Here is a 23,093-nt window from a genome sequence, read left to right as displayed (position 1 = left end):
AACAATCAAAAAGGCATTTTTATGAAAATACTTATCATCAACGGACACCCGGACAAGGAGAGCTTCAATTTTGCCCTGGCTGAAGCCTATAAAAAAGGAGCACTATCTTCAGGAGCAGAAATACGGGAAATTTCAATCCGAGACTTACAGTTTGAGCCTAATCTACAGTTTGGTTACAGAAAGCGAACCGAGCTGGAACCTGACTTGCTGGAGGCGCAAAGCAAGATTAAATGGGCTGATCATTTAGTATGGGTATATCCTGTTTGGTGGGGCTCTCTTCCTGCTATTATGAAAGGCTTTATTGACCGAACCCTATTGCCGGGTTTTGCTTTCCAAAAGAGAGAAGATTCCCTATGGTGGGACAAATACCTGACAGGCAAAACTGCCAGAATTATTAGCACAATGGATCAACCTGCCTGGTATTATAGATTAATTTATAGGCAGCCAAGCAATTATGCTATGAAAAAAACAATTCTAGAATTTTGCGGTATAAAACCAGTCAGGATAACCAATATTGGCCCCATAAGGCATTCAAAAACTACTTTTAGGGATAAGTGGCTCAGAAAAGTTGAGCGATTAGGACAACGTAATAAGTAATCACATTAAAATCCTTTATTGCAGTTTTTTGGAAAATTGGCTATATTAATAGCTTAAAATCACCTAATTATGAGCAAGGAGTCTGATTGGAAAGAAGAGTTAGATTTTTTACGAAATCTTATACAACAAACAGAACTTCAAAAAACTAAAAAATGGGGAGGCGAAGTGTATACTATTAACGGTGGGAACGTGCTCTCCATTTCTGCTTTCAAAAATTATGTCAGCCTTTGGTTTTTCAATGGAGTATTTCTGAAAGATCCTTATAAAGTGTTAGGCAACGCTCAGGAAAGCAAAACCAAAGCGCTTCGGCATTGGCAATTTACTTCAACCAGCGAAATGGATGAGCAGAAGATTAATGAATATATTCAGGAGGCAATTGCAAATGAAAAGAAAGGATTAAAGTGGAAGCCTGAAAAGTCAGGCAAACTTTTAATCCCTACGGCACTGAATGATGCATTCAATGCAGATGAAAAACTCAAGACAGCATTTTCTGAATTAACCCCTTTTAAGCAAAAGGAATATGCTGAGTATATTGGAACGGCCAAAAGAGCGCAGACCCAACTTGATCGGATTAAAAAAATTACTCCTTTGATTTTAGAGGGGCAAGGGTTGAATGACAGGTATCGATGAGTTTATTTTTTAAAATGTTATACAGATTCTTTAGTTAAATATTCTTATTTTCATCAAATGACAGGCGGATTAGGTTTTACCAGAGCAGCAAAAGATAGTTATGATAGTAACAGAGCTTTAAGAAATAAAAAGTCTCCTTTTCAAACTGCTAAAAATAATCAATTTATTAAAGCTCCGAAACTCAAATTTAAAGAGGCTTCAAAAGAAGAAATTGATGCATTTAAGCATAGTTTTCTAAAAAAGAAAAAGCGATCTGATAGGATCGCACTTATAGGATTTGTCGTTTTTACTTCATTTTTTCTGTTTTTAATATGGTATTGGCTCTTCAGCTAAGGTTCAACGCTTTAATCGATCTTATTCCAATCACCTGATAGCAATCTATTACTTCCAAATCCCCCTCAAATCAAACTTAAATACTTGAGTGTAAGAGTAATTGAATGCTTGAAATGAGGATTGTTTTAGCTTAAAGAACATCTTTATTAGCCTTTCAAGTTGGACATTTCAAATCAGCCTTGTAGAAAATCAGCATACCACTTGCCGGATGATTTCACAACCCTTTCTTGTGTTTTATGATCATTATGCACAATACCAAACCTGGGCAGATAGCCTTCAGCCCATTCAAAATTATCAGTAAAAGTCCATATGAAATAACCTTCTACCGGAAGACCATCCCTTTTAGCTTTCAGAACCTGTTCCAGTACCCTTTTTAAATAAGCAGTACGCTCCGGGTCATTTACTTCTCCATTAGCCAAAGTATCCTTAAATGCGGTCCCACTTTCGGTAATTAGGATTTTCTTTATCTCTGGATAGGAAGAAAATTGTTTTAGCATATGGTAAACAGACTCAGGATACACCTCCCACCCCATCTGATTAGTAAGTACGTTTCTCTTTTCTGCTTTTACAATATTGGCCCAAAGTAGTGGTGTAAAAAGAGAGAACTTTACCTTTTCCCGTGTGTAATTCTGAAGACCTATATAATCAAAGTCAAATTTCATGAGGCGGTCATCTCCCGGCTGTATATATTTTTCCAAACGATTCAAAAGCTTCAGGTCACGAAAAGGATACCCCCTGCCAAGAGCAGGCTCTAAAAAAAGACGGTTTAAAAGGGCATCTATTTTACGTGCCGCGTGATGGTCTCTTTCACTATTTGCATAAGGTTCAATATGTGAACAGGAAAATGTAGTCCCTATATTCGCATCAGTACAGAACTCCCTAACCACCTTTCCTCCTATCCCCTGGCAAAGCGTAGCATGATGTACAGCAGGAATAAAAGCAGAAATACCCTTTTGGCCAGGCGCATGGATGCCCAGAAAATATCCTCCCCCTGTAAAAACCATAGGCTCGTTCAGTACCATCCAATTCTTTACACGGTCACCAAGTTTTTTAACAACAACCTGAGAATACTCCTCAAACCAATAGATTATATTACGATTTGTCCAACCACCTTTTTCCTGCAGTGCCTGAGGTAAATCCCAATGATAAAGAGTAACCCAAGGAGTAATACCTCTTTTCATAGACTCATCCACAAGCCTGTCATAATAATCTAGACCTTTGGAATTAACCTGACCAACGCCTTGAGGCATAATTCTGCTCCAACTGATGGAAAAGCGGAAATTCGGAATACTCATAGAAGCCATGAGGTCTAAATCAGAGCGAAATCGATTGTAAAAGTCACATGCTATTTCCGCATGGTGTCCACCGAAAATCTTACCTTTTTGATGAGTGAAATCATCCCAGATTGATAAACCTTTACCATCTTGCTTCCAAGCTCCTTCTACCTGAAAGGCAGCATTGGAAACACCCCAATGAAAATCCGAACCAAAAGCAGCTTTTGAAAAAAAGGAATTGTTTTCTTCCTTACTATAACTCATAAAAAAATTAGGCGGGTTTAAACTGAAATTCCTGGTTTTCTATCTCGAAGACTACTGAATCTTTCGGAACGTAAGCTTCCAGCAGTTCATTCAAAATGGCTTCTGTTTGGTTAGGATAAGATACTTTAATATATGCATCGGAGGCGACCCAGTGTTTAATATGAGGAATAAATTTCTTTTTTAAAGAGTGGGCCACTGGAACCCCCATTTTCAGAAGAGCTGCCGCATTGCACTGTTGTTCAAATTGGCCTTTCATAGGTATCACCATTAATTTTTTCTCAAGGAAAAGCGCCTCAGAAGGAGTTTCAAAGCCGGCACCACAAAGCACCCCTGTGCTGGAAACCATACTTGAAATAAAATCTTCATTATTGACTGGCCTTACCCTTACATTATCAGAAACAAATGGTTTTTTATTATGCTTTGAAAATACATCCCACTGCACATCAGGTATTTTAGATAAGATTTTTACCAGGTGTTTATCTGAATAGGAAGGCAAATAAACAGTATAATGAGGCTCCTTTGTAACCTCCATATTACGGACTTGCTGGCGAATAACAGGAGTAAATATATTTGTTCCAAAAGAGTGGAAGTGAAAACCATAGGCAGCGGTAGCCGGAGCATAATATTTTAATATCAAGTAACCCAAAAGATCCTTTTTGGCAGGTCGGGGAGCTCCTTTTGCTATAACTGCCGTCTGATGGCTTAAAGAAACACAGGTTTTTCCTTTTAGAAAGCATGCCCAGGCTGAAATGGGTTCAAAGTCATTAATGACTAAATCATAATTTTCTACAGGCACTGATTTAATTTCTCTCCTCAGCCTTCTGAAATCACACTTGTTAAACGTCTCCCAGATATTAACTCCTCCGGATTTGCCGAAAATAAAACTGAGGCCTGAATAGGTGTATTTAACCGGATAATCAAGGTTTACATCAGCCTGTATGCCACTTACCAGTACATCAACCTCTCCCTTTGCTTTTAAAAGAGGAATAATATCCCTCGCACGGCTCAAATGACCATTTCCTGTTCCTTGAATAGCATATAATATTTTCATACTCTCTTTTCTCCTGTTCACTAGTAAATAAAACCTGATTTAATGAGAGGCTTTATGATGGCGCAATGGAGAATACAGGTCTTGAAACTTGTAAAGAAACAAGCGAATTAAAGCATTCTGAAATTTTCTAATCATCTTCTTCATACCTCTTGAATTTTGAATACTTTAAAGGTAATAACGAAATGTGAACTGATTTTTAAGCTACGTTTAAGAGATTATTACTTTTCATTAAGAATTTTATCCATAAATCACACTCACTTAATATGCAGCCGGAGCTAAGACGCTTAGATTATCCCAAATTAATATTGCTATTTAGTTAATTACGTCAAATTCAATAAAGCCCACTCTTAAATTAATACCGAAAATCTCTATCCTTAAACACAAACTATTATAATTTTTTAACAGGTTATGCTATCCAAAAAGAATGAATTATCAGAATATTAAAATATTTTATTTTGTATTTATCTGTATAAGTAATTGATTTAATAAAAATAAATATTAAATTCATGTTTTATAATTACCAATGTACCTATTGGAAGTAAACCAAATTTTTATAAAGGACACTAAATCTTATCAGAGCAAACCAATTGCAAATTTTTTTAAATAATTCTCGCAATCGATTTCGTTAAAATACAAAAGATATAGGAGTTCAAAAGGAATTGACATAACGGAATATTTTAATTTTTTTAATAATGAAATACATTTTTGTTAAATTTTTTACACTCTGAAATCCAAAAAAATTTACCCATTAAAACAATCGATTGCAGACATCGGAAATACCGATTAGATATCATCAAATACATAGATCATTACAAAAATTTGAGATAAAATAATTAACAACCAATACTAATTTAAATATGCAAAATCATGAAACAACTTAAACTACTAATTTTACGCTCAACATTTTTATTTGTAGCGTTAGTCATTCCTGATCTCCTGTATTCGCAGGCCCAACAAGTAAAAGGAACCGTAAAAGAAGCTGATACAGGCGAAGGACTCCCCGGAGTAAATGTACTTTCTAAGCTGAGTAATAATGGAGCAGTCACTGATATTGATGGTAATTTCAATATTACTGTTTCCCCGGGAGATACACTTGTATTTTCATTTGTGGGATACATTACAGAACAAGTACCTGTAAGAAACCAAACAACAATTAATTTATCATTAAGGGAAGATATCAAAGCGCTTTCCGAATTAGTAGTTGTAGGTTATGGTAGCCAGGAACGCGCAAGGGTTACAGGAGCTATATCTTCAGTTAATTCTGAAGAAATTCAGGAACAACCTGTGGCTTCCTTGGATCAGGCTTTACAGGGCCGAGCAGCAGGTATTAACGTAGCCAACTCTGGTTCTCCGGGTGTTAGCCCATTAGTAAGAATCCGTGGCATGGGTACTGTAGGAGATAATAATCCGCTCTACGTAATTGATGGGATGCCTGCAGGCGGTCTGAATGAGATCAATCCAAATGATATCGAATCCATTGAAATCCTCAAAGATGCTTCCGCGGCAGCTATCTATGGTTCAAGAGCTGCAAATGGTGTTATAATGGTGACTACTAAAAAAGGGAAAAGAGGTAAAACACAAATTAATTTAAATTCTTATGCCGGAGTGCAGACTGCCTGGAGACAGTTAGACCTACTAAATAGAGAGCAATATCTGGCTTATGGAAGGGACCTGTTAGGAGATGAGATTCCTTTGCGTTTTGATGATCTTGGTAGATTTGCCGATGTAGATACTGATTGGCAAGACGCCATGTTTAGAACTGCACCCATTCAGGACTATAATTTATCTGTTAGTGGTGGGGGAGAAAATGCAGTTTTTAACATAAGCGGTGGATACTTTAATCAGGAAGGTATTATGGTAGGGACAGGTTTTGAGAGATATTCATTTCGCGCAAATAGTGAATTTAACTTAGGCAAATTTAAAGTGGGACAAAACCTCACACTGGCATATTCAAACCGAAACAATGAGCCTTATAGCAGTGGGCGTTCTCAGATTGAACATATGATTAAAATGATACCGTATATTCCGGTTTATGATGACACCAGAGTTGGCGGATTTGGTGGTGCTGAAACCAATGAATTAGATGGGTCAGATCCGGAAAATCCAGTATTAAATGCTTCTTTGCAAAGAAATATTGACCAGAATATGAAAATGTTGGGTACTGCTTATGTCAACTATGAAATTATTGACGGACTTAATTATAAATTTTTAGTCGGCTTAGACATGAATTTTGGCTATAATGATCAATTCATACCTGTTTACAATTCACCAGGACAGTACCAATATAACGCCCTTGCACAATTGGATCAGACAAGGAGTGACTTTATTTCTCCATTATTTTCAAATCAGTTATCATATAACAAAGATTTTGGCAATCATCATATTGATGCAATAGCTGTGGTAGAAAGACAAACTTATACCTCCAGAATAATGAATGCTACTGGCCAAACAGAGCTGACAAGTGCAATTGATGTATTAGGCATTGGAGAAAGCCCTACTATTGGGGGCACACGAAATGAATATGCTTTAATCTCTTATTTAGGAAGGGTGAATTATGACTACAATGGAAAATATCTATTTGGAGCATCAATTAGAAGAGATGGCGGGTCCAGATTTGGTACAGAAAAATGGGGAACATTCCCTTCTGTATCAGCAGGGTGGAGAATCAGTGAAGAGGAATTTCTCAGAAATATAAGCTCAATAACTGAGCTTAAACTTAGAGGTAGCTGGGGACAAGTAGGTAATGATAAAATAGGTGATTATACTTATGAATTAACACTTGCCGGACAGCAGTTTTATACTCTGGATGGGCAACTTGTTCCCGGTATAACTGCACGGGCTATGGCCAACCCTAATGTAAAATGGGAAACTACTACTATGACAAATATTGGTTTGGACATGGGTTTCCTTAGAAATAAACTTACTGCCAGTGTAGAATACTTCAATAATGAAACCAACGACATGCTGCTACCCGTGCCAATTCCACCATCTAAGGGTTATGATGTAGCGCCCACTGCCAACGTAGGAACAGTGGTGAATAAAGGTTTTGAACTGACTGCTAACTATAATGAAATGTCTGGTGAATTTCAATGGAATATAGGAGGTAATATTTCTTTTATAAAAAATGAGTTAACTTCTCTGGGAATTGGTAATTCCGTTGCAGGCTCAGGTTTTATTACGACTGGAAACCCCGTTACCTGGACTGAAGAGGGTCAGCCAATTGCTTTCTTTTATGGATGGCAGACGGACGGCATTTTTCAAAACGAAACTGAAGTAGAGGAACATGCATTTCAGGCAGAAAACACTGCCCCCGGAGACATCAGGTTTAAAGATATTAATGGAGATGATGAAATTACTGCAGCCGACAGAGTAAATATAGGTCATTTTTTACCTGATTTTTCTTATGGTATAAATGCTTCTGCCAATTATAAGAACTTTGACCTTAGCATGTTCTTTCAAGGTGTTCAGGGAAATGAAATACTGAATACAAATCGGTATCACCTGGAAGGTATGACGCGTTTATTTAACTCAAGTACTGTAGTATTAGACCGCTGGACAGGTCCAGGTACCAGCAACACAGTGCCAAGAGCTATTGTAGGAGACCCGAATGCTAATTCGAGAATTTCTGACCGGTTTGTTGAAGATGGTTCTTATCTGAGACTTAAAAATTTAACTATAGGATATACACTACCAAGTAGCTTGTTCAGTAGAAATGGAGACGGGTTTATCCAGAGAATAAGAATTTACGCTACTTCTCAAAACCTGCTTACTTTCACTGATTATACAGGTTACGATCCTGAAATAGGGGTAAGAACAGATTTAGGAAACCAGGGAGGTCAAACACAAACTCTTAATTCAGGAGTAGACTTTGGGCAATATCCACAACCAAGAACTTTCATCGGTGGTATTCAAATAGGTTTTTAATTTAAAAAAATAAAGAAAATGAAACTACGTAATATATTAAAGCCATTTATTTTACTCCCAGTGGTTTTCTCTTCTTGTAATGAAGACTTGCTGGAAAAAAATAATCCTAATCAGATAGCTATTAATAACTTTTTCGAAACTGAAGCGCAACTTCAGGCTACTGTAAATGCTATTTATTCTGCTTTACAGGCTAGTGACCTTTACGGTAGGGAATATTTTTTCCTTCATGATATGTTGGCAGATGAAAATGATCCGACTGGCGGACTTGAAGCTCCCAGAAGGGCATTGTTACAATATGACATCAATGATGGTAATTTTATAATTACTTCTACCTGGAGAGGTTTTTACAGGGTAATTAACAGGGCTAACCTGGTAATTGCTAATGCTGATAAAGTACCTGAATTACAAATTTCTGAGGAGTCGAGAAATCGATTAATAGCTGAAGCTAAGTTTTTAAGAGCCTGGGCATATTTTGAACTGGTAAGCTTATGGGGAGATGTGCCATTGTTAACAGAGCCTGCTGAGGAAACAGAAGGGGATCCAAGAGCGCCTGAAAGTGATGTTTATGCATTAATATTTGAAGACTTAACATTTGCTGAACAAAATTTAAAAGTGAAATCAGCTTACCCCGATTCTGAGTTAGGTAGGGCAACAAAAGGCAGTGCCCAGGCACTGGCTGGAAAAATAAGGTTATTCAGAGGTGAGTATGAACTAGCTAAAACTGAATTGCAAAAAGTGATTACTTCATCTGAATATATGCTTGTACCACGTTACCTTGATAACTTTGAGGAAGGCAATGAAAATAACCAAGAGTCCATCTTTGAAGTACAGTTTACAACAGCGCATGGGGTTGGAAACCCTTGGTCACCTGATGGAGATGGCATTGATGAAGTTACTTTCAGAGGACAGGAATACCCACCTGTAACTGGCTGGAACAATGTTAACCCTCGTCCGGACTTAATTTCTGCATTTGAAGCCGGAGACCCTAGGCTTGACTACAACTTCTATCAAGATGGGGATACTTATAATAACGCTACAGATACAATGGAAATAAGCAGACCAGGATGGAGAAAATACTCTAATGCTTATCAGCGACCTTCTGAAGACTTATATTCTGGTATAAACTTCAGAGTTATTCGCTATGCTGATGTACTTTTAATGATGGCTGAAGCCGAAAATGAAGTGGGAACTACTGGTAATGCCGTAGATTATGTAAATGAGGTAAGAGCAAGAGCAGATGTAGACATGCCAGCTTTAGATGACCCTGGTAACAAAGATGACATGTTTGATATTATTGTGCGTGAAAGAAGAGTAGAGCTAGCTTGTGAGCAAATAAGAAATCGTGACCTTAGAAGATGGCATAGAGAAGGTAAACTGGATATATCAGAGCGAATTCCTAATTGGCAGCCCAGACATATTTTAATGCCAATACCAATTACTGAAGTAGATAATAACACAGCTATTACCACTAATAATGGTTACTAATACGAAGTAATTGATTTTTTTTAAAGAGGCCGTCTTAAAAAGATGGCCTCTATTTTTAGCTCAAATATTATTTCACTATTATCTTGTTGTGATTGAAAGCTAAATAGTAACAGTAAATTTCCTACCTTACTCTCTATTAATAGCTTCTAATAGTTTTTATCAAGTATTTTTTTTTACAACAAAAAGGTCTTTTAAGAGAAAGCCTATTTGATTATTATGAACTATAGATTTTACACTCCCTACTATATTTTCTTAATCCTCTTTTTAGGATGCAACACCTCGCAAGAAAATGCCCCCCAACTATTTAAGCTATTGTCACCATCAGTCACTGGTGTGGATTTTAATAATAGCCTTGAGGAAGATGATTCATTAAATATACTCGACTTTGATTATATGTATAATGGAGGAGGTGTGGCAATAGGGGATTTTAATAATGACAGCCTTCCCGATATTTTTTTTACAGGCAATAAAGTATCCTCCCGTCTTTACTTAAACAAAGGAGAGATGCAATTTGAAGATGTTACAGCAGCTTCAGGCTTAACTACAACACAATGGGCTGAAGGGGTAAGCCTCGTTGATCTTAATAACGATAACCTTTTAGATATTTATATTTCTACTTCAAGCGGATACAAAAACATTCCCAATTCGAACCTACTGTTTATCAACAAAGGCTTTTCTAAAGATGGCATTCCAATATTTGAAGAAAAAGCAAAGGCATACGGAATAGCCGACAGTAGTTATAATACACAGTCTGCTTTTTTTGACTATGACGGAGACGGAGATTTAGATTTGTATGTACTTTCCAATGCCATGGAGGGTGGGGAAAGAACCAAAACCCGTCCCCGAAAGCTGCAAGGAGAAGGAATGAGTACTGATAAACTTTACCGTAATAACGGAGATGGCACATTCACAAATGTTTCGAAAGAAGCAGGAATTCTTATAGAAGGGTATGGATTAGGTCTCGCTATAAGTGATATCAATAAAGATGGATGGCCGGATATTTATGTAGCCAACGATTTTATAACCAATGACATCCTGTATATTAATAATGGGGACGGAACTTTTACAAATAGAATAAAAGAGATGCTGAAACATCAAAGCATGTTTGGCATGGGAACCGATGTAGCAGATTATAATAATGATGGAATGGTGGATATATTAGTATTGGACATGATGCCTGATAAAAATCCTCGTCAAAAATCTATGTTCCCCAATATTAATCATGACAAATATATCCGAAGCCTGGCTTTAGGGTATGAGCCGCAATTTATACGCAATACACTTCAGCTTAACAATGGTAAAATAAATAACGGATTAAATTCATTTAGCGAAATAGGACAAATAGCAGGGATTTATAAAACTGACTGGAGTTGGGCTCCTTTATTTGCTGATTTTGATAATGATGGGCTAAAAGATCTCTTCATTTCCAACGGATATGGAAAAGATGTAACAGATATGGATTTTGTGTCTTATAGCAATTCTATGATGCAATTTGGCACTCCTGAAACTAAAAAAGCTAAAGCAATGGAGGAAATGGAGAAGCTAACAGATGTTAAGATCCCTAATTTCATTTTCAAAAATAATGGGGATTTAACATTTTCCGACAAGTCACAGGAGTGGGGATTTGTACAACCCTCCCTTTCTAACGGTGCTGCCTACGCAGATCTTGATGGAGATGGAGATTTAGATTTAGTGATAAATAATGTAAATCAACCTGCTTTTATTTACCAAAACAATTCAGAAAAACTCAAGAATAAAGACTCGAATACCAGGAACTATTTGAAGATAGATTTAAAAGGAGACTCTGTTAATCTGCAAGGGATAGGAAGTAAAATTACTTTGAAATATAATAACGAAAATACTTTGGAACAGCAGTACTACGAACACTTCCTCACCAGAGGATATAAATCTACTGTTGACAACAACGTGCACTTTGGGCTGGGAGATGTTGAAAATATTGATTCATTAGAAATACTTTGGCCTAATGGAAACCATGAATTATTGCTTAATGTAAAACCTAATCAGTTGCTGGTGCTAGATTATAAAAATTCACTTCCTCTAACCGAAAAAGAGAAGCCCATTTTAAAGCTACTTTTTGAAGAATCTTCAGGACTTACTCACATTAAACACAAGCAGTCAACAACAGAATTTATCGATTTTAAGATTCAGCCACTCATTCCGCAAAGGCAGTCAGAAAATGGACCTGGTATTGCTGTAGGGGATATAAATGGAGATGGTTTGGAAGATTTTTATATAGGTGGTAGTTCCCTTGAAAATGGCTCATTTTTTCTTCAACAAAACCAGGGAACTTTCAAAAAACAGGAATTTGCAGGAGAAACTGGCTTTGACGATATGGGAGCACTATTCTTTGATGCAGATGCTGATGGAGATTTAGATTTATATGTAGTGAGTGGTGGAAGTAGATATCCAGAAGGAAATGACGCATATCAGGACAGACTATATATAAATGATGCGCATGGTAACTTTACACGAAATATGGAAGCCCTCCCAAAAATGTTAAGTAGCGGATCAGTAGTGACTGCTGCTGACTTTGATAGCGATGGGGATTTAGATCTTTTTATAGGAGGACGCGTTGTGCCCCACAGTTATCCGCTACCACCAAAAAGCTATATTCTAAGAAATGATGGAGGTACCTTTACCGATGTCACAAAAGAGGTATGTCCGGAATTAGCTAATATTGGGATGGTGACCGATGCGCTATGGAGTGATTTTGATAGTGACGGACATGTAGACCTGGTTATCACTGGCGAGTGGATGCCTATCACTATCCTTCAGCAACAAAGAAGAGAGGGAAAAGATATTATTTTCAACAATATCACGAAAGAAGCTGGCTTAAAGAATACTTCAGGTTGGTGGAATAGTTTAGCCGCAGGTGATTTTGATAACGATGGCGATATAGATTACATAGCTGGCAACTTAGGTCTTAACTCAAAATATAAGGCCTCCGAAAAAGAGCCCGTATCGCTCTATACTAAAGATTTTGATAATAATGGAAGTATAGATCCCATTATGTTCCACTACATTCTGGGAGAAAACTACCCGGCTCACCCGAGGGATGTTCTCATAAGTCAGCTTTCATATATGAAAGGAAGATTCCAGCGTTACGCCACCTATGGAAAAACAACTTTTGATGATTTCTTTGCTGAAGGTGAACTGGATAATAGCTATGTATTAAAAAGTTATGAATTTAAAACCTCATACATTGAAAATTTGGGCAATAATAAATTCAATATTAAAGCACTACCTATTGAGGCACAGATGGCTCCGATATATGGAATCCTCCCAAAGGATTTTAACAATGACGGAAATCCCGATTTGCTAATGGTTGGAAATTCTTATGCCCCTGAACCTCAAACTGGCAGATATGACGCTTCTATTGGAAAGCTTCTGTTAGGTGATGGAGAAGGGGATTTTAGGCCGGTTGAAGTTTCTGAAAGTGGTTTTTTTGTTAATGGAAATGCCAAAGCTCTGGCTGAAATAACACTTGAAAATGGGGAACCATTATTTTTGATAAGTCAGCATGATGACAGCCTTAAGGTTTATAAGTCAACTGGAAACATCTCTGAAAATATTTATCACCCTGAACCAACTGATCAGAAGGCTACAATCTTCACTAAAGATGGTCAAAAACTACAGCATGAATTTTATTATGGCTCGTCCTATTTAGGGCAAAAATCCCGGTTGCTGCACTTAAATAAAGAAGTTGATTCAATTATTGTTTTCGACTATGCTGGAAAAAGCAGGAAATATGTTTTCCCGAGAGGTCATATTTCAGAAAACAGTATCAAAAAATAATGGTAATGTAATGAAGGAGCCTAATCAAGCTCCTTCACCACTTTTTTCAAGTTACCTGAAATGGTAACTAACCACTTCAACTGGTCGGAGATCAACCTTGCTTCCTGCAGATTTTTTCTAAAATCCGGATGAATAGGTCTTGTTTCCTCCTCATCTAATTCTTTAGTTCTAATTGCAACAAGCTTATTGAATTTTTCTTCCAGATGCTCGTAAGCCTCCTCCAGTCTTTCGGTAGCAATTCCTTCAGTAATCTCTTTATTTAAAAGTGTTTGGATGGCCTGCCGCAAATTATTATCGATGGTATCAATCACTATTTCGACATCCTTAGAAATTTCGTGGCGCTTATTATTTAATATAAATGTGCCCAAGGCTGCTATAGCGGCCAAAAAAGTATGGTTCAAGCCTACTATTTCATAAATTTTTCCTACCTGCTGCTGTTGTGATTTGGGCTCCTGGCTCATTCGCTGAAATGCAGCATTTAGGTTACCCATTTCAAGAAATGCTTCCTTTCGAGCTAGTTTGTAAGCAGTATTACTTTCCGATTTGTGGTAGTAATTATTTATTTCTGCAAGGTATTTTCTGTTCGCTCTTAGCGCCTGAACCATCACCGATTTGATATTGGTGTGCTCCCACGCTGGCCACAAAAATGAAATGGAAAGCATAGCTATCACTGCTCCTGTTAAGGTATCCACTACTCTATATTGAATTACCTCAAACGCATCCGGGTTAATGAGCGCATAAATGAATACAATACTGGTTGTTACAAAAACAGAAGAGGTTCTGTAGTTTCGCTGAATAAAACTAAGAGCCAGTAATAATGAGATGATAGAAAGGCCGGAATACACATAGGTATTTTGCGTAATCAGCACCACAACAGCAGCTATTCCGGCACCAATTAAAGTGCCATACAGTCTATGTTTAGAGCGTTCTTTGGTGAGTGTGTAACCCGGCCTCATAATCACTACAATGGTCAGCAAAATCCAGTAAGCATTCTGAATGGAGAAAATTAACCCAATGCTAAATCCCGCAAGCATAGCAATAGTTAACCTCGCAGAATGTTTGAAAATAGGAGATTTGAAATTAAAATTCTCTCGCAAAATATTAATATCATAATCCTGCTGTGTGATAAATTGCTTTCCCTCTTTGCTTTTTAACCCTACCTTTTGCCTATCTTCCAGATCTTGAAATACTCGCTCAATGGATTGCAGTTTTTGAAGCTGCTGTTCCTCATAATCCAACAGGTTATGTAGTAACAAAGCTCCTTCTCTGGCTTCCGGTAGCTTCACTTCTTGTACATAAAGCTGAATACCTGCCCTGCATTCATTAATCTGCTTTGTAAAATCACTTACTTCAGGCAATTTTATTCCTTTATGTAGAGCATCACCTGCTTTTTCCAGCCTATCGGATAAATTAAAAATTAGTTGGATAAAAGGCTCAACTACATGAGGCTTGCCTTTGAAGATTTTGCTTATTTGCTCATAATTGGCAGGGTTGGCCATAGATAACTCCAGAATATCAATCAATTCTATGAAAATAAGCAATTGCTTTCTTTTAAAATTAGAAAACCCAAAGCTCTGTCTCTCATTTAGTAAAAGCTCCCTTAAAGATTCATGAATCGTATTAATATTAACCTGCAGATCATACAATGATTCCTTTAATTGAGTATGACCCTGATTTTCCATCGCTAGTTTACCTCTCACCTTAATATATTCAGCAGTGAGTGAAAGACATTCCGCCAGGCCGTTTCTGATTTGTCTCTTTTGTAAAATGGGATGAAAAGTAACCGAAAGCAGCAATGACCATACACCACCCAAACTTATAAATAGTGCATGAATGATAATTTCAAAACCAGTTTGCTTATGCGCAAAACTAAGAACTATAGCCAATAAGCCTGCGAAAGAAATAAGAGAGGCTCTAAAACCGTAAACTGAAATATAGGAAATCCCGAATACCAAAGCTCCTAATACAGGAATGAGAATGTAAAGATTTGCAGCTGCATAAGTGATAATAATTGTAGCTAAAGTGGAGATTAATGTTGCCGTTAGAATACCAATGCTTTTATGTTTTCTGCTACCGGGCACATCGCTACTTGAAGTAAGAAACATACCGATAGCAATACTCAGGCAGTAAGGCAACTGATTAATTTGCACTCCAATAATTATGGGAGCCACCACACCAAATGTTACAATAATGGATTTAAGGAAATCCTGACTCCGAAGAAATTTGATGGTAGAAGATAAGGCTGCACCTGGCATTTTGCTAAAATAAGAATTTATTAATGTTTATGTCTCGTTGATAAACTTTTAAACTGAGTTTTTTAATTGCGCGAAGACTCACAAAAATCTTTAACGAGTAACGAATATTTAGTTAAACAGCGTTTCAAAATTAGTAAGGCTGAATTAGATCTCAATCCTGATTGCTCTTAAACAAGATGATTTTTCATCAAAAAAAAATACCCAGATATAGAATATACCCAATCTATTTTTTGAAAATCCGTTTAGGTATTGAAACTATATCCAGATGCCTGATTTTTCCGACTTACTTATGCCTGTAGCCATAGCTATTATTATGCTTGGCATAGGGCTTACGCTAAAATTTAAAGATTTTGCGCGTGTTTTTATTAAACCCAAAGCTATTTTAACAGGTTTAGCCTGCCAATTGTTGTTATTTCCCATCTTAGCCTTCATCGTTATTTACTTTTGGCCAATCGCACCTGTTTATAAAGTAGGAGTCATACTCATTGCTTCGGTACCGGGGGGCACTGCTTCAAACCTGATAACACATATGTTAAAAGGTAGAGTAGCTTTATCAGTCTCCATGACTTCATTTAACAGCTTTGCCATTATTTTTACAATTCCCCTGTTTGTAAGCCTTGCACTTTCTGTCTTTTTAGGAAAAGATACTGAAATTGCACTAAATTTTATTGACACCTTTAGAGAGATACTTCTTACAGTAATTATCCCGGTTATTATTGGTATTTTAATTAATGAATATACTCCAAAATCATTTACTGATAAACTTAGGGGACCATCCAGATACGTGCTCCCTCTTTTATTAATTGTAATTGTGGCTTATGCAATGTTCTCCGGTGATGGCGGAAATGCTAAATTAATATTGAAAGACTGGCATTTAGTCTTTCCGCTTTTGGTGATCAATTTTTTGGGAATGTTAATCGGATTTTTCACCTCAAAAGCCATCGGCATTAAACATGATGCTAATTTCACCATTGCCATTGAGGTAGGCCTGCAAAATTCTGCTTTAGCTATTTATATTGCCTCTCATATATTGCGAAGTGATGCAATGGAGGTAATGGCTGTGCTGTATGGATCATTCTCATTCTTTACTACCTTACTGATAGGCTTTCTATTGAAAAAATACTCCCCTGATAAGAAGCAAGCGGTAAAAAAAATCAATGAATCTTTTAATTGATCAGATTTTCAACCTATTTTACGGATGCTAATTAACAAATAATTATGATCAAATCAGTTGCTGTTTTCTGCGGCTCCAGTGCAGGCAATGATCCTATGTACTATGCTGAGGCCTATAAACTGGGGAGAATATTGGCTAAAAATGAAATTCGCCTCATATATGGTGGTGCAAGGGTAGGCTTAATGGGAGCAGTGGCAGATGGAGCTCTATCTTTAGGTGGTAAAGTAATTGGTGTTCTTCCGCATTTTCTCAGTGGAAAAGAAATAGCACATGCAGACTTAACAGAGTTAATTATAGTGGATACAATGCATGAGCGAAAGCTTAAAATGCATGATCTGTCTGACGGATTTATTGCTTTGCCCGGTGGTTTCGGCACATTGGAAGAATTATTTGAAATTCTTACCTGGGGACAATTAGGTTTGCATCAACATCCTGTAGCAATTCTTAACTGTAATGGATTTTATGATTTTCTTCAGCAACAATTAGCTACTATGGTTTCCAATGGGTTATTGAAGGAAGAAAATGCTGAGATGGTTCTCATGAGTACAAGCATTGAAGATATTTTAGAAAAAATGAATGGGTATAAAGCGCCTGCTACTCCTAAATGGATTACTAAAGATAAAACCTGATATTATTCAATACTAAAAGTGATTTCATAATATTCCTGCTCACTCACCTTGGACAATTTTTCCAAATCTCTGTCGAAAGGACGGTTGAAATTATTACCTGCTAAATCTTCTGCTTTTGAAGCTACACGAAGCACATAGCTTCCATCACTCCACACATTTTCAGGCTTAAAATGGATGGAAGTGTCAGAAACGAAAGTATATTTTCCTGATATTTTTTCACCGTTATTTAAAATCTCCATAAAATGCTGGGTAGAGTAATCCATAGGCTCTTTTATATCAATCTTTACTGGGTTTGTGGTTTCTTTTTCCGGAGCATGTATAATCCAGTTTCTGATGCCCGGGATTTCTTCATCTCTTTTTATTACTTTGAAAGCTTTTACAAATTCCTGATTCAATGTAGAGCCGTTCGCAGCTTTTAGGCCTTTATTAACTTGTAAATGATAAGTATTTCCTGCTTTTAGAACTGCTCCAAACTTTTTATTGGGACCAAGGTCTCGTTTCACCCTTCCGGGATCAATCCAAACAGTTAATAATGTCCTATCAGCATTCCATAGCTCCGGTTGTAAAGGAATAAGTGCATTTTCTATTGGTTTTCCCTCTTCTAGTAACTGCAAATATTTATACACATGACCACTAGCCATTGGCTGATCAAATTGAATGTAAAATTTCAGGAAATTCTCAGGGAGTAATTCAGCAAGAGGATATACTCTTTGAACTTCCGGAGCTTTAATTTCTCTGTCAGGACTAAAAGTAAAGAGTAACTTCTGGCCATTAAAAACCTGGTAAGTAGTTCCTATAGAGAACGGGAAATAAGGGGTGAAGCAAGTGTTGGTATCAATAATAACAGAGCCGGCTATTTTCTGTGCTTTACCCAAAAGCCGAACGTTCAGATGGGGAATCTCCTGCTCACTAATGACAATTGAAGTAGCTTCCTCTCCCTTCCATTCAAGGTAAAAATCATACTCCTGAGCTTGAATTGTGGAAATCCAAAAGCTCAGGAATAGAAAAACAAGTATTTTATAACCACCTGTCATTGGAAGTCCATAAAGTAAGGTTGCCATCTGCCTTTCTTTGCAACATCACGAACCTTTGGTCATCCAGCTTTTCCAGCTGTTGTACATTTACAAATGGAAGCGCAATAAAGTCAACGCCTGCTGTGCCTGATCTTTCTTCTACAGGCTCAGTTAAAGAACCATTAAAGTCAGCAACATTAGAAAGTTTGATTTTCATCACAGCCCTCGCTGAATTAGCCATCAATAAATAGGATTCATTATCCTTTTCCATAATAATCATATCTAATGGTGTATTCCAGTTACCTAATTCAGCCACTGTTCTCCCTTTTACGTGCTGTCCGGGCTTCAAATCAGAAGTAGGAAATACCACTAAAGGTGTACAGGTGTAGCTGGCGACAATGTAATCTTTTCCATCCAGTTTTGTTGTGGTAAATGATTTTACAGGAGAGTCTGTCTCATATCTTCCATGAGCTGCATGGTAAATTTCCAAAGAAGACATCTGCTCATTTTTATTGAAAGGAAAAGGAATGGAGCGAAATGTAGAGCCAAATTCCTGATTAGATAAGCCGGTAAGCATTACCTGCCCATCGGAATAGTTTAAATCTGAAATAGCCCACATTCTCAATGAACGACCTCTTCCATCTTTTGCATCTGCAGCAACCGCTTTATCCAATGCCTGGCCCGAATAGGAAATATTAGTCATATCTACAGGCTCAAAATTGTCATTGTTGGTTAATTTTAATAAAGCGGGTTTCCCACTGGAGTGAGTTATTGCAACGTAAATATTTTTAGAAATAGGGTTAATTGCGATATCATTGATAGTGATATTTTCAACCGTAGTTCCCATTAATGCAGCAATTTTTTCATCGAAGCGCTCTATGTTATAATCTGGCTTATCACTACTTACCGCTTCATCTTGAGTATCCAATGCATACACCATTGCATTTTTGCTGTCACCTACAAATAAAATCCCTTCAGGGCCAAAGCTTAAAGCATTAATCGACTTAATTTCAGGATTACCTTTTACAAAACCGGACTTTAAAGTTTTTTCAGCAAACAAGGCTGATGCAAAACAGAGTCCTACAAACAGGGTTAATAATTTTTTTCTCATCACTATCTAAGTTGGTTTAATGATTAAAACTACCTTTCGAACAAAAGGTTTAAACCCCTATGAAATAGCTAGTTAATAAAATCAGTAACCTGAGTAACCTATCGTTTTAGTCCTTTTTACTGATAGTTCTACAATTACACCGTATGTTACAGAAGAAATATAATTTTATTTGAGAACCTCCTAACTTGCCAGCTTTCAACAGAACACGTATATTCAGCAAAAGAACTATGCTTTAATATGCCTTCTCAGAAAAAATACCTGAAACTGCTTGCAGAGAAGTACCCCAACCAACTATCGGCTTCCTCTAAAATTGTTTCACTAAGCTCTATTTTAAATTTAACCAAAGGGGCAGAGATATTTCTGAGCGATATTCACGGTGAAAATGAAGCCTTTCAACATGTAATGCGAAATGGCTCAGGGGTAATTAAGCAAAAAATTAAAGAGCTTTTTCAAGAAGAGCTTTCCCATGAGGACTTAGGACAATTGGCTACCTTAATCTATTATCCGGAAGAAAAACTTCCTTTGCTAAAGAAAGCCCTTGAAAACGTCAGCATTTTCTATAAAGCCACCATTTTTAGGTTAATTCAACTCACAAGGGAGTTCGCGTCTATTTATGCAACAGGAAAATTACAGTCGCTACTTCCGAAAGGCTTTGGAGAAATCATTGCTGAATTGGTAGCTGAGCGTGATTTAGGAGAGGAAAATGACTATTACGAACACCTTATTGAAAGTATTATAGAAATTGAACAGGCAGATGAGCTGATCATTCAGCTTTCACTTTTCATTCAGAAGCTGGCTATCCATAAAATTCATATTATTGGTGATGTGTATGACAGGGGCCCAGGAGCAGAAATTATTATGGATGAGCTGATGAACCATTATTCGGTTGACTTTCAATGGGGCAACCACGACATTGTATGGATGGGCGCGGCTTGTGGCTCTGAAGCTTGTATAGCCAATGTGCTGAGGCTATCTCTTCGCTACGCAAACACAAATACCCTTGAAAGAGGCTATGGCATTAATTTACTTCCGCTGGCTTCTTTTGCACTCGAATATTATAAGAATGATGAAAGTATCATTTTCAACCCCAAGGTGGCTCCGGACGAAATTCACAGCAGCTCAGAAGAATGGCTGAACCGTTTAATGCATAAAGCTATTTCCATCATTCAATTTAAGCTGGAGCATCAGTTAGTAGCCCGCAGGCCTGAATTTGGCATGCATGAGCGACTTTTCATGTCAGATATTGATTTAGAAAACTATACCGTTAAAATTGAAGGTGCAACCTATCCTTTAAAAGACAGGTATTTCCCCACACTAGAAGGAGAATACCTTACTGAATTACATCCTGAAGAACGTTTCCTGATGGATAAGTTGGTAGAATCATTTCAAAAGAGCACAAGGCTTCAAGCTCATGTAAAATTTCTTTTTGAAAAAGGCAGCATGTACAAAGTCACTAATAAGAACTTACTTTATCATGGTTGCATTCCCCTTAATAACAATGGCTTTTTGAAAAAAGTGAGAATGGGTAATGAGCTTTTTAAAGGTAAAGCATTAATGGATTACTTTGATAAGCAGGTGCAATTGGCTTTTGCCGCCAGAAACGAGTCTGCTGAAAAACAAAAAGGAGTGGATATTCTTTGGTATTTGTGGGCAGGCCCCGACTCTCCTATTTTCGGAAAACACAAAATGGCCACCTTTGAGCGATACTTTATTGATGATGAAAGCATTCAGGAGGAACACAAAAATTATTATTACAATTACAGAGATAATGCCGAAACCTGTGAAATGATTTTGAAAGAGTTTGGTTTGCCTGCCGATGCTGTAATCCTTAACGGGCATGTACCGGTATCAGTAAAACAAGGTGAAAGCCCAATAAAAGGCAATGGAAGATTGGTCGTAATTGATGGTGGTTTTTCCAAAGCTTACCAGGGCCAAACCGGTATTGCAGGATTTACGCTGATGCACAATTGCTATGGACGCCAACTGATAGCTCATGAAGCCTTTGAAAGTCAAAAAGTAGCCATAGCTCAGGAAAAAGACATTGCTTATAGTGAAGTTTTCCTCTCTCAGTCTGAAACCAAACAACGTATCCGCGATGTAGATGATGGAAAAAACATAAAGGAACGTATTAATGACCTCAAAGAGCTACTGGAAGCTTACAGAAATGGAGAATTGAAAGAGAAGACGGTGTGAATTATATATTGTTTACAAAACCTTCTAACTTTGAAAAAAATTAACCTTTGTATTTAATTATTAGTCCTAATTACATCAACTTAACCATCTATTTTTTAAAACTTACTTACTTTTTACCTGAATGACAAAATCTCATTTTTCACTGATTTCACTTCTATTATTTGTTTTAATTTCCTGCCAAACCTCTAAACCCTTTAACAGTACATCAAACCAGGAAATGATTCCTGATGAAGCACCTCTTCACACTCTCTTTCTTATGGGCGATGCAGGTTTACCAAAAACTAATCCTCTTGAGCCATCCTTAGCATTGCTCCAGGCTAAATTGCAGGGTTCAAATGCCGAAAACACATCAGTAGTTTTTTTGGGAGATAATATTTATGATGCAGGACTACATCCGGAAGAGCATCCTCACAGGAAAGTTGAGGAGAAACGGATTAATGCCCAGTTAGATATTTTAAAAAAATTTAACGGTCGTATCATCTTTTTACCAGGGAATCACGATTGGCAAAGATGGGGTAAACAAGGGAATGAATTTGTGCAAAGGCAGGAAAAATATGTTGAATCTTACCTGAATAAGGGTAATACTTTTTTACCTGATGGCGGGTGCCCTGGTCCCGTAGAGATCGAATTGAATGAGCATCTTGTTTGGCTTATTTTAGATACCCAATGGTGGCTTCATGGCTATGGAAAGCCGCGAGGAGCAAAAGATGGGTGCACTGTGGCTACAAAAGAGGAGTATCTGAAGCAATTGGAGGATGTTCTGGCTAAAAATCAACAAAAACAGATTATTGTTTCAGCCCATCATCCGCTCTATTCCAACGGAACCCATGGGGGTTATTTTCCTTTGAAAGATCATATTTTTCCCCTTACCCATTTAAAGCCTTATCTATACATTCCTTTACCAGTAATCGGAAGTTTATTCCCGCTTTATCGCAAACACATTGGTCATATTCAGGATATTCCACATCCTGAATACCAGGAAATGGTGAAAGCCTTGTCTGACAGATTTAACCAGTACGAAAACGTGGTCTACACTGCCGGGCACGATCACACATTGCAATATCAAAAAGAAAAGAATATTCACCATATCATCAGTGGCTCAGGAACAAAAGAGGACTATTTCAAGCGAGATGATACAATCATATTTGGGCAGTCGGCAAGAGGTTTTGCGCAACTTAACTATTATGAAGATGGCAGCTTGTGGCTCCAGTTCTTGGTTCCTGCTTCTGATAATAAAGAAGGAAAGATTACATATAGTGGGAAGTTGAAGTAAGCGTTAATAAGTTTAAAATATACTAAATAAAAAAGGAGCCTTTCAGCTCCTTTTCCTATACTCAATTTATT

15 protein-coding genes are annotated in these 23,093 nt (G+C 37.3%); 10 read left to right on the top strand and 5 right to left on the bottom strand.

The annotated features are described in order from the left end of the window. Positions 1–21: 21 nt before the first annotated feature. The 3 genes from IEV85_RS11570 (at position 22) to IEV85_RS11560 (ending at position 1,560) form a co-directional block, all read left to right on the top strand. Positions 22–597: an NAD(P)H-dependent oxidoreductase gene (locus IEV85_RS11570; RefSeq protein WP_188463444.1), complete on the top strand. Its 576-nt coding sequence runs from the start codon at positions 22–24 to the stop codon at positions 595–597. Between the two features lie 69 nt (positions 598–666). After that, positions 667–1,227, top strand: coding sequence for a YdeI/OmpD-associated family protein (locus tag IEV85_RS11565; RefSeq protein ID WP_188463442.1), 561 nt, complete (start codon positions 667–669; stop codon positions 1,225–1,227). A gap of 57 nt (positions 1,228–1,284) precedes the next feature. Next, complete coding sequence (locus IEV85_RS11560; RefSeq protein ID WP_188463440.1) at positions 1,285–1,560, top strand: hypothetical protein; 276 nt, start codon at positions 1,285–1,287, stop codon at positions 1,558–1,560. Between the two features lie 173 nt (positions 1,561–1,733). Here IEV85_RS11560 and IEV85_RS11555 read toward each other — a convergent pair whose 3' ends face one another. Next, the gene (locus IEV85_RS11555) at positions 1,734–3,098 is read right to left on the bottom strand and encodes a GH1 family beta-glucosidase (protein ID WP_188463437.1); all 1,365 of its coding nucleotides are present in this window, start codon (positions 3,096–3,098) and stop codon (positions 1,734–1,736) included. Positions 3,099–3,105: 7 nt separating this feature from the next. Beyond that, positions 3,106–4,149, bottom strand: a complete 1,044-nt coding sequence (locus IEV85_RS11550) for a glycosyltransferase family protein (protein ID WP_188463435.1) — start codon at positions 4,147–4,149, stop codon at positions 3,106–3,108. Between the two features lie 867 nt (positions 4,150–5,016). On the opposite strand from IEV85_RS11550, the gene IEV85_RS11545 reads away from it, so the two are divergent. The 3 genes from IEV85_RS11545 to IEV85_RS11535 all read left to right on the top strand — a co-directional run bounded on the left by IEV85_RS11545 (position 5,017) and on the right by IEV85_RS11535 (position 13,374). Beyond that, complete coding sequence (locus tag IEV85_RS11545) at positions 5,017–8,073, top strand: SusC/RagA family TonB-linked outer membrane protein (protein WP_188463433.1); 3,057 nt, start codon at positions 5,017–5,019, stop codon at positions 8,071–8,073. Between the two features lie 18 nt (positions 8,074–8,091). After that, entirely contained in the window at positions 8,092–9,558 is a 1,467-nt protein-coding gene (locus IEV85_RS11540; RefSeq protein WP_188463431.1) for a RagB/SusD family nutrient uptake outer membrane protein, read from the top strand. A gap of 216 nt (positions 9,559–9,774) precedes the next feature. Next, on the top strand, positions 9,775–13,374 hold the full coding sequence (locus IEV85_RS11535; protein ID WP_188463429.1) for an FG-GAP-like repeat-containing protein: 3,600 nt from the start codon (positions 9,775–9,777) through the stop codon (positions 13,372–13,374). 20 nt (positions 13,375–13,394) lie between these two features. On the opposite strand, the gene IEV85_RS11530 is transcribed toward IEV85_RS11535, so the two are convergent. Then, positions 13,395–15,629, bottom strand: a complete 2,235-nt coding sequence (locus IEV85_RS11530) for an FUSC family protein (RefSeq protein ID WP_188463427.1) — start codon at positions 15,627–15,629, stop codon at positions 13,395–13,397. A gap of 265 nt (positions 15,630–15,894) precedes the next feature. Here IEV85_RS11530 and IEV85_RS11525 point away from each other — a divergent pair, with 265 nt between their 5' ends. Together IEV85_RS11525 and IEV85_RS11520 are read left to right on the top strand one after the other, a co-directional pair. Continuing rightward, complete coding sequence (locus tag IEV85_RS11525) at positions 15,895–16,803, top strand: bile acid:sodium symporter (RefSeq protein ID WP_188463425.1); 909 nt, start codon at positions 15,895–15,897, stop codon at positions 16,801–16,803. A gap of 44 nt (positions 16,804–16,847) precedes the next feature. Next, complete coding sequence (locus tag IEV85_RS11520; RefSeq protein ID WP_345259654.1) at positions 16,848–17,432, top strand: LOG family protein; 585 nt, start codon at positions 16,848–16,850, stop codon at positions 17,430–17,432. Between the two features lie 2 nt (positions 17,433–17,434). Here IEV85_RS11520 and IEV85_RS11515 read toward each other — a convergent pair whose 3' ends face one another. Together IEV85_RS11515 and IEV85_RS11510 are read right to left on the bottom strand one after the other, a co-directional pair. Next, positions 17,435–18,493, bottom strand: a complete 1,059-nt coding sequence (locus IEV85_RS11515; RefSeq protein WP_188463423.1) for an Ig-like domain-containing protein — start codon at positions 18,491–18,493, stop codon at positions 17,435–17,437. Continuing rightward, the gene (locus IEV85_RS11510) at positions 18,450–19,556 is read right to left on the bottom strand and encodes a hypothetical protein (protein ID WP_188463421.1); all 1,107 of its coding nucleotides are present in this window, start codon (positions 19,554–19,556) and stop codon (positions 18,450–18,452) included. The genes IEV85_RS11515 and IEV85_RS11510 overlap by 44 nt, the downstream gene beginning before the upstream one ends. A gap of 237 nt (positions 19,557–19,793) precedes the next feature. Here IEV85_RS11510 and IEV85_RS11505 point away from each other — a divergent pair, with 237 nt between their 5' ends. Further along, positions 19,794–21,749, top strand: coding sequence for a fructose-1,6-bisphosphatase (locus tag IEV85_RS11505; RefSeq protein WP_188463419.1), 1,956 nt, complete (start codon positions 19,794–19,796; stop codon positions 21,747–21,749). 121 nt (positions 21,750–21,870) lie between these two features. Continuing rightward, the gene (locus IEV85_RS11500) at positions 21,871–23,022 is read left to right on the top strand and encodes a metallophosphoesterase (protein WP_188463417.1); all 1,152 of its coding nucleotides are present in this window, start codon (positions 21,871–21,873) and stop codon (positions 23,020–23,022) included. Positions 23,023–23,093: the final 71 nt, after the last annotated feature.

It is taken from the genome of Marivirga lumbricoides, assembly GCF_014636295.1.
Classification (GTDB): Bacteria; Bacteroidota; Bacteroidia; order Cytophagales; family Cyclobacteriaceae; genus Marivirga; species Marivirga lumbricoides.
This window is presented reverse-complemented; position numbering and strand designations above follow the sequence as displayed.